At 59.4% G+C, this 14,456-nt stretch carries 9 protein-coding genes; 3 read left to right on the top strand and 6 right to left on the bottom strand.

Features of this window, described 5'->3' with window-relative positions:
* Nucleotides 1-59 precede the first annotated feature (59 nt).
* From panS to SPL01S_RS19095, 3 genes are all read left to right on the top strand, one after another.
* On the top strand, nucleotides 60-977 hold the full coding sequence (panS, locus tag SPL01S_RS19105) for a ketopantoate/pantoate/pantothenate transporter PanS (RefSeq protein ID WP_063202268.1): 918 nt from the start codon (nucleotides 60-62) through the stop codon (nucleotides 975-977).
* A gap of 412 nt (nucleotides 978-1,389) precedes the next feature.
* Nucleotides 1,390-3,066 carry a ShlB/FhaC/HecB family hemolysin secretion/activation protein gene (locus SPL01S_RS19100; RefSeq protein WP_063202266.1) on the top strand — a complete coding sequence of 559 codons (1,677 nt, stop codon included), beginning with the start codon at nucleotides 1,390-1,392 and terminating at the stop codon, nucleotides 3,064-3,066.
* A gap of 45 nt (nucleotides 3,067-3,111) precedes the next feature.
* The gene (locus tag SPL01S_RS19095; RefSeq protein ID WP_063202264.1) at nucleotides 3,112-7,935 is read left to right on the top strand and encodes a hemagglutinin repeat-containing protein; all 4,824 of its coding nucleotides are present in this window, start codon (nucleotides 3,112-3,114) and stop codon (nucleotides 7,933-7,935) included.
* A gap of 52 nt (nucleotides 7,936-7,987) precedes the next feature.
* On the opposite strand, the gene SPL01S_RS19090 is transcribed toward SPL01S_RS19095, so the two are convergent.
* The 6 genes from SPL01S_RS19090 to SPL01S_RS19065 form a co-directional block, all read right to left on the bottom strand.
* Complete coding sequence (locus tag SPL01S_RS19090) at nucleotides 7,988-9,637, bottom strand: Na/Pi cotransporter family protein (protein ID WP_063202262.1); 1,650 nt, start codon at nucleotides 9,635-9,637, stop codon at nucleotides 7,988-7,990.
* A gap of 295 nt (nucleotides 9,638-9,932) precedes the next feature.
* Nucleotides 9,933-10,925 (bottom strand): ABC transporter ATP-binding protein, encoded by a 993-nt coding sequence (locus SPL01S_RS19085; RefSeq protein WP_062868889.1) that lies wholly within the window; start codon nucleotides 10,923-10,925, stop codon nucleotides 9,933-9,935.
* Between the two features lie 3 nt (nucleotides 10,926-10,928).
* Nucleotides 10,929-11,714 carry an ABC transporter permease gene (locus tag SPL01S_RS19080; RefSeq protein ID WP_006328385.1) on the bottom strand — a complete coding sequence of 262 codons (786 nt, stop codon included), beginning with the start codon at nucleotides 11,712-11,714 and terminating at the stop codon, nucleotides 10,929-10,931.
* 17 nt (nucleotides 11,715-11,731) lie between these two features.
* Entirely contained in the window at nucleotides 11,732-12,571 is an 840-nt protein-coding gene (locus tag SPL01S_RS19075; protein ID WP_013814769.1) for an ABC transporter permease, read from the bottom strand.
* A 9-nt stretch (nucleotides 12,572-12,580) separates the two neighbouring features.
* Nucleotides 12,581-13,378, bottom strand: a complete 798-nt coding sequence (locus SPL01S_RS19070) for an alkaline phosphatase family protein (RefSeq protein ID WP_013814770.1) — start codon at nucleotides 13,376-13,378, stop codon at nucleotides 12,581-12,583.
* Nucleotides 13,379-13,389: 11 nt separating this feature from the next.
* Entirely contained in the window at nucleotides 13,390-14,451 is a 1,062-nt protein-coding gene (locus SPL01S_RS19065) for an ABC transporter substrate-binding protein (RefSeq protein ID WP_004948876.1), read from the bottom strand.
* Nucleotides 14,452-14,456: the final 5 nt, after the last annotated feature.

The raw sequence follows: 14,456 nt of genomic DNA, 5'->3' as shown, positions 1-14,456 counted from the left end.
ACCCGCAAAAAACACAACTCCACCCCACAGTTCCCTTTTGGCTAAGGAAAACCACATTCATGCTGGCATTACTAACCCGATTATTCCCCCTGTGGGCGGTGCTGCTCGCCGTCGCCGCCTACGCTACGCCCACCACCTTCACCGGTATTGGCCCGTACGTCAGCCCGCTGCTGATGCTGATCATGTTCGCCATGGGCGTCACGCTGCGGCTGGATGACTTCAAGCGCGTGCTGTCGCGCCCCGCGCCGGTGGCCGCCGGCATCTTTCTGCATTACCTGATCATGCCGCTGGCGGCCTGGTTGCTGGCGATGCTGTTCCATATGCCACCGGATCTTTCCGCCGGTATGGTGCTGGTCGGCAGCGTCGCCAGCGGTACCGCTTCCAACGTGATGATCTATCTGGCAAAAGGAGACGTTGCGCTGTCGGTGACCATTTCGGCGGTCTCCACGCTGGTGGGCGTATTCGCCACGCCGTTGCTGACCCGCCTGTATGTCGATACCGAAATCAGCGTCGATGTCATGGGTATGCTGCTGAGCATCCTGCAGATCGTCGTGATCCCGATTGGCCTCGGCCTGATCGTGCATCACACCTTTACCAAAACCGTCAAACGCATTGAGCCGTTCCTGCCGGCGCTGTCGATGGTCTGCATCCTGGCGATCATCAGCGCGGTGGTCGCAGGCAGCCAGAGCCACATCGCCTCCGTCGGGCTGGTGGTGATCATCGCGGTGATCCTGCATAACGGCATCGGGCTACTGAGCGGCTACTGGGGCGGCAAGCTGTTCGGCTTCGACGAATCCACCTGTCGCACGCTGGCCATTGAAGTCGGCATGCAGAACTCCGGGCTGGCGGCGACGCTGGGCAAGATTTACTTCTCACCGCTGGCCGCGCTGCCGGGTGCCCTGTTCTCCGTGTGGCATAATCTCTCCGGCTCTCTGCTGGCAGGTTACTGGCCCGGGCGGCCAATCAAGAAAAAATAATCTCACGCCGGGGCGCAGCCATTTGCGCCCCGCTCCACTTCTGCGAAATTTCGTATTTCCTCCCGGTTGGATTGTCATAATTATCCCCATCCCTTATTATCCCCCGACAAAATAAAATTCAGATTCTTCTTAATCCTGCCGATAACCGGGAGTAAGAGCGAAAAAGAAAAAACCCAATAAGTGGGTCTTATTACCTCCTTTGGGGTAATTAACGGGCATGCATTGAAAAATAAAAACAAGCAGCCTAATTATTATTGGAAAGAATAAAAACCCACCTTCTTATTTGCCCTGAGCAATAAAAGAACCCCGCAATGTGATTGTCGCTCGCTGTTTCGGGCCGGCCGCCGGCCGTCCGTTATTGACCTCATGGATTGAGCAGGCTGCCCCCGGCGGCTTCTCATAATGGATTACAATGATTAAAAAAACTGCCGCCCTGGCGCTGCTGTTCAGCACCGCACTCCCCGCCGCTACCCTGCCCGAAATGGGTGATTTTTCACCGATGAGCGAATCACGTCGCGCCCTGCAAGACAGTACGCGTGAAGTGAATCAGCAGATAGAACAGCGCCGTTATCAGCAGCTCAAGCAGCAACAATTGTTGGCGGAACCAGCGCCTGCAGCCCCGACGCTACCGCATTCTGCGCAGTGCCTGCCGATCGCCGGCGTGTATTTACAGGGGATCACCCTGCTGTCTGCGAAGGATTTGGCGGCGCTAAGCGCACTGCCGCAACGCTGTATCAGCAGCAATGACATTAACCGACTGACGCGTGAATTAACCCGCTTATACGTTGATAAAGGCTACATCACCGCGCGCGTGCAATTTATTCGCCCTAATGCCGAAGGCGAATTAGGGCTGCGGGTCACCGAAGGGTTTATCGAAAAAATAGAGGGCGGCGACCGCTGGGTGAATAGCCAATTATTATTCCCCGGGCTCGAAGGCAAGCCCTTGAAATTAACTCAGCTCGATCAGGGATTGGATCAGGCCAATCGTTTGCAATCAAACAAAACCCGGCTGGATATATTGCCCGGCACCCAAACGGGCGGTTCTATTATTCGCCTGAATAACCAGCACGCCAAGCCCTGGCAACTGACCGCCACGGCGGACAATTATGGCCAAAAAACGACCGGTCAGTGGCTGGCGCGCACGACCGCCACGTTAGACAGCCCATTCGGCCTGTCGGATTTCATCAGCCTGAACGCCACCAGCACGCTGACAAACCCGGCGCAGCGCTATAACCGCGCCTACACCCTGCTCTATTCTCTGCCCTATGGCGCTTTCACCTTCAGCGGATTCGCCAGCTATTCGGAATACGTGAACCATCAACAGCTGACGTTCAACCGCTATAAGCTGCACGGCCAGACTCAGCAATACGGCCTGCGCGGCGACTATGTGTTTTACCGCGATCGCGATCAGATCAACACCTTCAACGGCCAGCTCACCCATAAACGCATCGATAACTATTTCGACACCGTGCGCATCGGCCTCAATAGCCCAACGCTCAGCCTGTTTGAACTGGGGATCAACCACCTGCAGATCCTGCCCACCGGCCTGATCAGCGCCAACCTCAGCGTGGAGCAGGGATTACCCTGGTTTGGCGCGGATCGCCACGCCGCTGCCGGGCTACCCGACGCTCAATTCACCAAGGGCAAACTGTTTGCCAACCTCAGCCAACGTGTGCAGCTTGCCGGTTCAACTTATCAGCTCAGCAACCTGCTGTATGGGCAATACAGCCGCGACAGCCTGCCTGGCGTGGAATGGCTCAGCCTGACCGACCGCAGTGCGATCCGCGGGTTCAGCCGCAGCACGCTGTCCGGCGACAACGGTTGGTATCTGCAAAATACCCTGTCGCGCAGCTTCAACCTGGGCCAGAGCACCCTCACCCCGCGCGTCGGCGCCGACGTCGGCCGGGTCCTGCCGCGCGACAACCGGCCATCAGGCTGGCAAAGCAGCGCCGGTCTGAGTACCGGTGCCACTCTGCGTTACCAGCGGGCAATTCTCGACATAGAAGCCAGCCGTGGCTGGATCCTCTCCGGGCACCCGATGCCCGATGATCCGATCCAGCTACTGGCACGCTTCTCATACACCTTTTAGTCAGCGCTTTTTTGCACTACCACAGCGATATAGGGAGATACATGGATGAAAAATAATAACTTCAGGCTTTCCGCAGCGGGCAAGCTGGCCGCGTCACTGGCGATTATTCTCGCCTCGTACGGCGCCGGCTACGCGGGGGAGATCGTGGCGGCCAACGGGGCTAATGGCCCCGGCGTTTCAACCGCCGCCAACGGCGCGCAGGTAGTCAACATCGTGACGCCCAACGATCACGGACTGTCGCATAACCAGTATCAGGACTTTAACGTCAACCAGCCTGGCGCCGTGCTGAATAACTCGCGCGACGCCGGGCTGTCGCAGCTGGCCGGCCAACTGGGCGCCAACCCAAACCTGAATGGCCAGGCAGCCAGCGTGATCCTCAATGAAGTGATCAGCCGCAACCCGTCACTGTTGCACGGCCAACAAGAAATCTTCGGTATGGCGGCCGACTACGTGCTGGCGAATCCGAACGGTATCAGCTGCGATGGCTGCGGCTTTATCAATACCAGCCGTTCATCGCTGGTGGTGGGTAACCCGTTGGTCGAAAACGGCATGCTGCAAGGCTACAGTACGCTGGGCAACCGCAATGTCTTGAGCCTGGAAGGCAAGCTGAACGCCGGCGGCGTGCTGGATCTGATCGCGCCGAAAATCGACAGCCGTGGCGAGGTGAGCATCGCACCGGCATTCGATAAAAAAACCGGAAAAATGCTGTCGGATATTAATGCCATCAGCGGCAATAACCGCCTATCGCGCGATGCGCGAGTGCTCAGCAGCGAGCAGCCGCTGAGCGCGCTGGACAGCTACTACCTCGGCAGCATGCAGGCCGGGCGCATCAACATCATCAACACCGCGGCGGGCAGCGGCGTGAAGCTGGCAGGCAGCCTGCGGGGCAGCGACAACATCAGCGTGAAAGCCTATGACATTCGCGCCGAGAGCCAGATCAGCAACGCAAGCACCCAGCATGACAGCAATGAGAACTACCAAAACTATCGCGGCGGCATCTACATCAACGACCGCAGCACCAACCAGAAACTGACCCGTACCGAGCTGGCGGGCAAAAATATCAGCCTGCTGGCCGATAATAACAACCACCTGACCGCTACCGATATTCGTGGCGATGAGATAAAGCTGCAAGGCGCCAGCCTGACGTTAGACGGCCAACAACTGAAGCAAACTCAGGGTCAGACCAACGACCGATGGTTCTATTCCTCGCAGTACGACGTTACGCGTGAAAATGAGCAGCTCCAGCAGATTGGCAGCACCATTACCGCGACCAAAAACGCCACGCTGACTGCCAGGGTGCAAGATGTGAAGTTGCTCGGCGCCACGGTTGCAGCAGGCGACGCGCTAAAAATCGAAGCCAGGCGCGATGTGCAGATCGCCGGGCTGGTCGAGCGGGACAAAACCAGCGAACGCGGTTACCAGCGCAACCACACTTCCAGCCTGCGCACCGGCAATTGGAGCAACGGCAACGAAACCGAAAGCCTGAAGGCCAGCGATTTGCACGCCGGCGGTGAGCTGGATCTGACGGCCGGCAATAACCTGGTCACTCAGGGAGCCAAGGTCCATACGAAGGGCAACCTCACGGTAAACGCCAAAGAACGGATCAACATCGACGTACAAAAGACCGTCAATACGAAAACGGTTAGCGACAATACAACCTCATGGGGCGGGATCGGCGGCGGCAATAATCAAGACAACAGCAACCGCCGCGAGATCAGCAACGCCTCCGAACTGACCGCCGATGGCGTGTTGAGGCTCAACGGCAAACAGGGCGTGACCATTACCGGCAGCAAAGCGAGAGGCAAACAGGGCGGTTTCGTCGAAGCCACCGCCGGTGGCCTGCGTATTGATAACGCCCTCAGCACCACCGTGGACAAGATTGATGCCCGCACGGGCACCGTTTTCAACATCACCAGCAGCTCGCAGAAATCCAACAACAGCCACCAGCAGACTACCGGCAGTGAGCTGGTTTCCGATACCAATCTGCAGTTGGTCAGCCATAAAGATACCGACGTGGTAGGCAGCCAGGTGAGCAGCGTCGGCAAACTGGACGTCCGCTCCGGCGGCAATATCAACGTCAAGGCCGCCGAACAGCAGCAAAGCATCGACGAACAGAAAACAGCGCTCGCCATCAACGGCTATGCCAACGAGAAAGGCGATAAGCAATACCGTGCAGGTCTGCGCATCGAACATACCCGCGACAGCGAGAAAACCACCCGCACCGAGAACCAGGCCGCCATGCTGAGCGGCGGCAGCGTGGCGCTGAACGCAGATAAAGACGTGACCTTCAGCGGTTCCAAACTGGTCGCCACCCAGGGCGATGCCAGCATCAGCGGCGATAATGTCGCTTTTCTGGCGGCCGATAACAAAACCGCCTCTGACACCGAACAAACCAACATCGGCGGCGGCGTCTATTACACCGGCGGCATCGACAAACTCGGTTCCGGCATCGAGGGGGGCTATGAGAACAGCAAAACCCATGCAGAAAGCAGCAAGGCCGTCACCTCCGGTACCCATGTCGCAGGCAACCTGACCATTACCGCTAAAAATCGGCTCACCCAGCAGGGCGCGCAGCATCAGGTAGGTGGGAAATATCAGGAAAACGTCGCCAACGTCTCCCATATTGAGGCCACTAACAGCGAAAGCAGCACCACCCGCAAAACAGACGTCGGCGTGGATATCGGCGCTAACGTCGATTACAGCGCGGTCACCCGCCCGGTGGAACGCGCGGTGGGCAAAGTTGCCCAGTTGGATGCCAACGGCGTAATTAACGAAATCGGCGGTATCGGCGCGCCGAATATCGGGCTGGATATCGGCGCCAAAGGCGGCAGCAGTGAAACACGCACCGGCGATTCAAAGGCGGTAGTCAGCAAAATTACCGCCGGGGAGATAGAAGTGACCGCCACCGGCGAGGTCCACGATCGCGGTACCCAATATCAGGCGACTCAAGGTGCAGTCACGCTGACGGCGGACAGCCATCGCAGTGAGGCGGCGGAAAACCGCCAACAGGAAAACCACAGCGAAACTCACGGCAGCGCCGGCTTACGCGTCTATACCACCACCGGCAGCGATTTGACTGTGGACGCCAAAGGCGAAGGCGGCAGCAAACGCAGTGAAAGTTCGGCCAGCCAGGCGGTCACCGGCAGCATCAGTGCCGCCAAGGGTATCGACATCCGGGTTAAAAAGGACGCCGTTTATCAGGGCACCGCGCTGGACGCCGGTGACGGCAAGGTGCGGGTGAAAGCCGAAGAGGGCAACATCCGTTTTGATCAGGCCACCGATACCCACCATGAGAGCCACAGTGGCTTCACGGTCAAGGCCTCGGCCAAAGGCGGCTCCACGCCAGAAACCAAAAACGTTGGCGTCGGGTTAGGCGGTGGTCGCAGCCAGGGTGAAAGCGACGGCAGTAGCGCACACGTCAGCAACATCGGCGGCAAACAGGGCGTGGAACTGGACGCTGGCCGCGATCTGTCGCTGCAAGGCAGCGTGCTGACCAGCGACGGTGACGTTACGCTCAAGGCGGGCAATCAGGTTGCACTGACGGCAGCGGACGCCCACCAGAGGCGTAAAGATGACAGCCTGTCGGGCAATGTCGATCTCGGTGGCAACAGCACCGACTCCGCCAAAAAGAGCGGTGGCGGCATCTCCCTTGGCGGCGCATTTGATATCGCCAAGGTGGATGAATCCTCCACCACCCATCAGGGCGGCAAGATCACCAGCGGCGGTACCGTGAAGATTACCGCCGGCGGCACGGGGAGTAACGCGTTGCATTTACAGGGGGCTGAAGTCACCGGTAAGAGCGCTACGCTCGAAGCGAAAAACGGCGGTATCGTGCTGGAGTCGGTGCAGAACCAGGAGCAGAAAAACAATCTGAACCTGGGGCTGAAGGCCAACGCCAAAGGCGGTCAATCCTTCAACAAGGATGCCAACGGCCAGGTTGACGCCACCAGCGGCAGCGACACTCACACCCTGGGCGCCGGCGTGCAGGTCGGCGTGGATAAACTGGAGAAAACCACTCAGGGCAATACCCTGATTAACGCCGGGAAAGTGACGCTCAACAGCGGTAAAGATACCCGACTGGCCGGCGCCAGGGTGGACGCCGATCAGGTACAGGGCAAGATCGATGGCGATCTGCACGTCGAAAGCCGCAAAGACAGCGAAAGCAGCGTGAAGGTCAATGTGGATGTCGGCCTGAGCCACACCAACGATCCCGCCAGCAGCATCACCTCCAAGTTGTCGAAAGTGGGCACCCCGCGCTATGCGGGTAACGTGAAAGAGAAGCTGGAAGGCGGCATCAATAAAGTGGCCGCAGCGACCACCGATAAGTACAACAGCGTAGCGCGTCGCCTCGATCCTAAGCAGGACACCGCCGGTGCGGTCGGTTTCAGCAAGGACGATGGTAAGGTGACGCTGCCGGAAACGCTGGCCGGGGAAAAAGAGAAAGGCCCCTTGTGGGATCGCGGCGCTCGCTTCCTGGGCAACAAGTCCAAAGAAGCCCTGACCGGCCCTGCCGGGCTGCAAGGGCAGTTCAAGGTGAACGCCGATGTGGTCGATAACGATGCGGTTGGCGTGCAGTCCGCCATCAGCGGGAAAAATGGCGTTGCGCTGAACGTGCAAGGCGAAACCCACCTGACCGGCGGCGAGATCCGCAGCCGGCAGGGCCAGGTAGCGCTGGGTAACGGCAAGGTAGAACAGCAGGACGTGGCGGGCAACCGCTATCAGGGCGGCGGGCATCTTGATGCAGCGGCGTCTGCCGGCGCGCTGCTCGGTATTGCAGCAAAAAGCGCGGTCAAACTGGAAACGCCGGTTGGCGGCTACATCAATAATCAGGCCGCCGATGCCAAAGCGGGAGTCTTTTCGGGTAAATAACCCGCGGTAAATAAAACTGGCAATGCCCCCGGCCTAACCGGGGGCATTTTTTTTACAGCGTGCTCGGCGTATCGTCCCACTCACGCTCATCATCGCGCTCATCCTGATCCAGCACGTTATACGCCACCGCGCAGAACAGCGAGTTCAGGCGTTTCATATCCCCCAACAGCCCCAGATGCAGCGAACTGGTTTCGATGCTTTGCACGTTTTGCTGATGCAGACGATCGACGTGCGCATGCGCGTAACGGCGATCCAGAATGCGAAAACGGTGTTTGGAGCGTCGCAGCCGTTTGGCGCTGGTAAGATCGCCGGACAGGAACACCGACAGGCTCAGGCGCAGGTTGCCGACCAGCCGCTCATGCAGCGTATCCAGCTCCGCCAACCCTTCCGCCGAGAACGCCCGCCGCGCCGCGTGCGATTTCGCCGCCACATCGCCGGTCATGCGCTCAATGATGTCCCCGGCTTGCTCCAGGTTCAGCGCCATTTCGATGATTTCCGCCCAACGGCGCGAATCCTCTTCGCCCAAATCCTCTTTCTGGATCTGCGCCAAATACAGCTTGATGGCGGTATACAACACGTCGACATCGTCGTCCAACCGCCGCACCTCTTTATCCTGCCCATTCTTGCCGTGCAGCACTTCGCGCAGCAGGATCATCATGTGTTCCACCACGTCGCCCATACGCAGGGTTTCACGCGCCGCATTGGCCAGCGCCAGCGTCGGCGTATCCAGCGCGCTGGCGTCCAGATGCCGCGGCCGCAGGTGGGGATCGTCGGCCGCCACGTCGGCGATCAGGGTTTCGCATAAACGCGCCATCGGCCCGGCCAGCGGGATCAGTATCAGGCAGCGGATCAGGTTGTAGAAGACGTGAAAATAGATCACCAGTTCTTCGTTTTCGCCCGGCAATCGGGTCATTACCTCTGCCAGATAAGAGACAAACGGCAGCACCAGCACGCAGCCTATCAGCTTGAACAGCAGGCTGCCGAGCGCCACCCGACGGCCGGCGGCGTTCTGGCCGCTGGTATTGATGGCCGCCAACAGGCCACTGCCGAGATTGGCGCCAATCACCAGACACAGCGCCACTTTCAGCGAGATCACACCGGATGCGGTCAGGGTGGCGGTCAGCAACACTGCCGCCAGGCTGGAATAGCTGACGATGGCGAACAGCGCGCCGGTAAGGGCATCCAGCATCACGTCGCCGGTCAGCGACGAGAACAGCACTTTCACACCCGCCGCCTGGGTAATGGGCGTCGCGGCGGCCACGATCAGCTCCAGCGCCAGTACGATCAACCCGAGGCCGATGCACACACGCCCCATTTGGCCAACCCGGGTTTGCTTGCGGCTGAGGAACAAGAAAACGCCGACCAGAATCAGCAGCGGTGACAGCCAGGAAAGATCGAAAGTCAGCACTCGCGCCATCAAGGCGGTGCCGACGTCGGCGCCCAGCATGATCACCAGCGCAGGCGCCAGCCCCACCAGCCCTTGCGCGACGAAAGAGGTGACCAGCAGCGCGGTGGCGTTGCTGCTTTGTACCAGCGCGGTTACGCCGATACCGGAGACGAACGCCAGCGGTTTTTTCTCGACGCTGTCGCTCAATACCCGGCGCAGGTTAGCGCCGTAGACCCGCATAATCCCGGTGCGCACGATGTGGGTACCCCACACTAACAACGCCACGGAGGAAAGCAGGTGGAGAAGGGTCAACACGGAAAATACGCTCCATTAACGCCCGGCAGGAAAAATCAAATCCATACCCTATGAATTTCGGGCTGCAGGACGGCGGTAAGCGGGTGAATCCCCAGGAGCTTACCCAAGTAAGTGACTGGGGTGAGACCGCGCGGCCAACACACCTGCAGCTTGAAAGGTGACGGGTATAGCAGGCTATCCTGCCTGCCGGGCGGTAGTCGGGCAGGACAGCGGTAACAGGCTGCAGACCGCATATTGGAGGGTTAACGCAACGGCAGGCATTACCCTGGAGTTATCATTGATTGCCGCAGCGAAGTCATGCAACTTCCCGTAATGTAACAGTTTCCAAGTGTAGCCCAATTTCGCTGCCGTCGGGCCGCAAATCCTCGACCGACCGGTTGAGCGCGTCAACCAGCAGCTCAACGCCACGAACCTGGACGCGGTAGCGTACCACATTCCCCAGCAGGCTATGGCTGAGGATCACCCCCTCGATCCCCTGCCCGGCCGGCAGCAGCGCGATGGATTCAGGGCGTATCGCCACCTTGCCGGCGTAGCGGCGGCCGGTGAGTGCGCTCGCCTGTTCGGCGCTCAGCAGGTTGTAGTTGCCGATAAACCCGGCGGCGAAGACGTTAGCCGGCTGGGTGTACAGGGTTTCCGCATCGCCGCTCTGCACGATTTGGCCCTTGTTCATCAGCACGATGCGATCCGACAACGTCAGCGCCTCTTCCTGATCGTGGGTAACGAAGATTGCCGTCAGGTTCAGTTCACGCTGGATACGGCGGATCTGCTCGCGCAGATGCTTGCGGATACGTGCGTCCAGCGCCGACAGCGGCTCGTCGAGCAGCAGCAGACGCGGGCGGGTCACCAGCGATCGCGCCAACGCTACCCGCTGACACTGCCCGCCGGACAGTTGATGCGGATAACGCTTCGCCAGTTCGGTCAACTCCACCAGCGCCAGCACTTCCTCTACCCGATGCTGGATCTGCCCGGCCGCCAGTTTCTGCATTTTCAGGCCAAACGCCACGTTGCCTTCAACGGTCATGTTCGGGAACAGCGCATAACTCTGGAACACCATACCTATGCCGCGCTTTTGCGGCGGCACCGGCACCAGATCCTGGCCCTGCAGCAAGATTTGCCCGCTGTCGACCGATGTCAGCCCCGCCAGGCAACGCAGCAGCGTGGATTTACCGCAGCCGCTCGGCCCGAGCAGCGTGACGAACTCGCCCTCCTCGGCGGTAAAATCGATATCCTGAAACACCTGGGTCTGGCCATAGCGTTTATTGAGGCGGGTGACAGTGAGATATGCCATGCGTTAACCCTTATTTTTATTCAGCAAATTCGCCAGCCAGGTGACAATCAGCACCACGGCGAAATAAGAAATGACCAGTGCGCTGGTGAAGTGGCCGCTGCCGTTGCGCATGTTATAGAGGTAAACCTGCAGCGTTTCATACTGGCTGCCTACCAGCAGGTTGGCGAAGACGAATTCGCCAATCAGGAACGAGAACGACAGCAGCACCGCAATCATTCCGCCCTTGCGCAGGTTCGGCAGCACCACCAGCAGCGCCGCCTGCCAGGTGCTGGCACCCAACAGGTGTGCCGCGTCCATCAGATCGCGCAGGTTGATCGCCTGCATGTTGTTGCTGATGGCGCGGTAAATAAACGGCAGGGCAATCGAGAAGTAGCAGCCGATCAGGATCCAGGGCGTACCGAGCAGCGGCAGCGGATCGGCGGCGAACAGCTGCATCAACCCGACCGCCGACACCACCGGCGGTACGGCGAACGGCAACAGGATCAGCACGTTCATCACCGCGTCCAGTTTGGGAAAATAGTACGCAATCACGAACATCATCGGCAAAATCACCACCACCGCCAGCACCAGGGTGCCGAAACAGATCAGCAACGAGTGCCACAGAGCCAGCAGGAAACGGGGATCGCTCCACAACGCCGTCACCCACTTCAGGGTAAAACCGTCCGGCAGGATGGTGGCGCCCCACTGAGTGGCCAGCGCGTAAATCAGCGTCGCCGCCAGCGGTAACAGCAGGATCAGCAACAGCAGACTGGTCACCACGCGGTGGTAGCCGGTTTCAAAACGGGACATGGCCGCCCTCCGCAACATTATGAGCGCGCATTCAGGTAACTCCTGCGCAACAGCCATTGGTGGATCAGGGTAATGAACGCCATCATCGCCACCAACAGCATCGCCAGCGCGCTGGCCAGGTTCGGGTCGAGGGAAATATCCCCCGCCACCAGCGACGAAATACGTATCGGTATCACGTTGAAATTGCCGGTGGTCAGCGCATATACCGTGGCATAGGCGCCCAGCGCGTTAGCCAGCAGGATGACAAAGGTGCCCATCAGCGCCGGCGCCAGCACCGGCAGGCCGATATGCCGCCAGTAGCGCCATGGGCTGGCGCCAAGCAACGATGCCGACTCGCGCCAGTCCTCACGCAGCGCGTCGAACGCCGGGTACAACAGCAATACGCCCAGCGGGATTTGGAAGTAGGTGTAAAGCACGATCAGCCCGGTTTTGGAGTAAAGGTTAAAGCTCTCCATCAGGCCGTATTTGCGCAGCAGCAACGTCAGGCAGCCGTTCAACCCCAACAGGATGACAAAGGCGAAGGCCAGCGGCACCCCGGCAAAGTTGCTGGTCATATTGGTAAACGACATCACAAAATCGTGGAACCGCGTCTGACCCAATTGACGCAGTGAGTAACTGCCGACCAGGGCAATCAGCAGCCCGTAAACGCTCGACCAGAGGGAAATCTCCAGCGAGAACTGAAACGCCTGCAGATAGAACGGCGAGGTCAGGACGTCAACGTAATTGCCCAGCCCCCAACCGCTGGTCTGGCTGAAAAAACTGCTGACCGCAATCCACACCAGCGGCGCGATTTGAAACGCACCGAACAGCAGGATAAACGGCAGCAGGCACAGCGCGGCAATCCACTTAGCTTTCATTATTCACCCTTATGCCAACAGCGCACGGCAACGCGGTTTGTCGTGTGCTACCTGCAGCACCTCGCACAGCGTGCCGCACAGGTCGGTTTGCTGCGGGTTGGCGTCGTTCTGGCTGAAAGCCGCACCGAACACGAACAGCGGTACCTGTCGCTCCTCCGGCAATACACCGCCGTGGCTGCGGTCGTCATTCATGCCGTGATCGGCCGTCACCATCACCTGATATCCGGCACTTAGCCAGTCGCCCAGATAGCGCGACAGCACGCCATCGGCATTGCGAGCCGCGTTACGGTACTGCGGTGAAGACAGGCCGAAGCGGTGTCCGGCATCGTCGATGTTCATCGGGTGGATCAACAGAAAATCGGGCTGATGACGGCGGCGCAGGCTTTCGGCGTCATCAAACAGATGGGAGTCAGGGTAACGGTCGTCGTAATAAAAATGGCCGTGCTGAATGGGCAGCCCGGCATCGTCGGTATGGCGATCGCGCGCGGCGTCGAACGGGGTACGGTTATACAGCTCACTGAACCAATGGTAGGCGGCCGCAGCGGTAGTCAGCCCTGCGGCGCGCGCATAGTGAAACACGCTTTGCTGATGCGAGAGGCGCGATACCTGGTTATGCACCACGCCGCTTTCCACCGGCGGCACGCCGGTGAGAATGCATTCATACAGAGGCCGAGAGAGCGAAGGCAGCTCGCTCTCCAGCTGATACAACCGTCCGCGCCCTGCCGCACACTCGGCCTGCAGATACCCCATGGCGTCATGCGCCACCTGATAGTTCAGACCGTCCAGCAGTACGAGGATCGTTTTCATGATGGCTTAACTCACTGCTGCATAAACATAATGACGTTTTCCTGCCACTGGCGCGGCAGCGTTTTGGCGCTTTGTTCCCAGGCCGCCGGATCGGCGATCGGGTGGGCGTTTTTATACTGTTCGGCCGGCAACAGCTTGGCTTTTACGTCGTCCGGCAGCGTCAGGTGTTCCGCACGGATCGGGCGAGCATAGCCGCGTGCCAGGTTGATCTGACCGGCGTCGGAGAAGATGTATTCACGCGCCAGCTTGGCGGCGTTCGGGTGTTTGGCGAATTTGTTGATGATGGTGGTATAGCCCGACGTGATTGAGCCGTCGGACGGGATCAACACTTCAAAACGGGTTTTGTCGATCTGGTCACGGTAGTTCAGGCCGTTAAAGTCCCACACCACGCCGACCTGCACTTCGCCTTTTTCCAGCGAGGCGATCACCGGGTTGCTAAGGCTCAGGCGCCCTGCCTTGGCCAACTTGCCGAAGAACTCCAGACCCGGCTTCAGGTTTTTCTCGTTGCCGCCCATGGCGTAGGTGGCCGCCAGCACGCCGCTTGCCGCCTGCGAGGCGGTGCCGACGTCACCGATGGTGACCTGATAAGTGCCTTTCAGCAGATCGGCCCAGCTGTGCGGGATCTCTTTCACCTGCTGTTTGTTGATAATGAAGGCGATGGTGCCGGTATAGGCCAGCGCCCAATGGCCATCCTTGTCTTTCGCCCAGCCAGGCACCTGCTCCCAGGTGGACGGCTTATAAGGTTGGGTTACCCCTTTTTGCACCGCGATGGGGCCGAATGCCGCACCCACATCACCGATATCCGCCGTGGCATTGCCTTTTTCCGCGTCGAACTTGGCGATTTCCTGCGCCGAGCTCATGTCGGTATCGAGATGCTTCAAGCCGTACTTGCTCTGCAGATCCTGCCAGGTGTCTTTCCAGTTGGCCCAGCTGTCCGGCATGCCGACGCTGTTGACTTCACCTTCCTTCTTGGCAGCCTGCTCCAGCGCAGCCAAATCGGGATCCGCGGCCCAGCTCATCTGGCTGGTCAGTACAATGGCACTGGTTAACACAGAAGCGCACAAACGTTTCATAACAG

The sequence above is a fragment of the Serratia plymuthica NBRC 102599 genome (genome assembly GCF_001590925.1).
Lineage (GTDB): Bacteria > Pseudomonadota > Gammaproteobacteria > Enterobacterales > Enterobacteriaceae > Serratia > Serratia plymuthica.
Note: the sequence above shows the minus strand (reverse complement) of the source record. Positions and strands in the feature narration are given on the sequence as shown.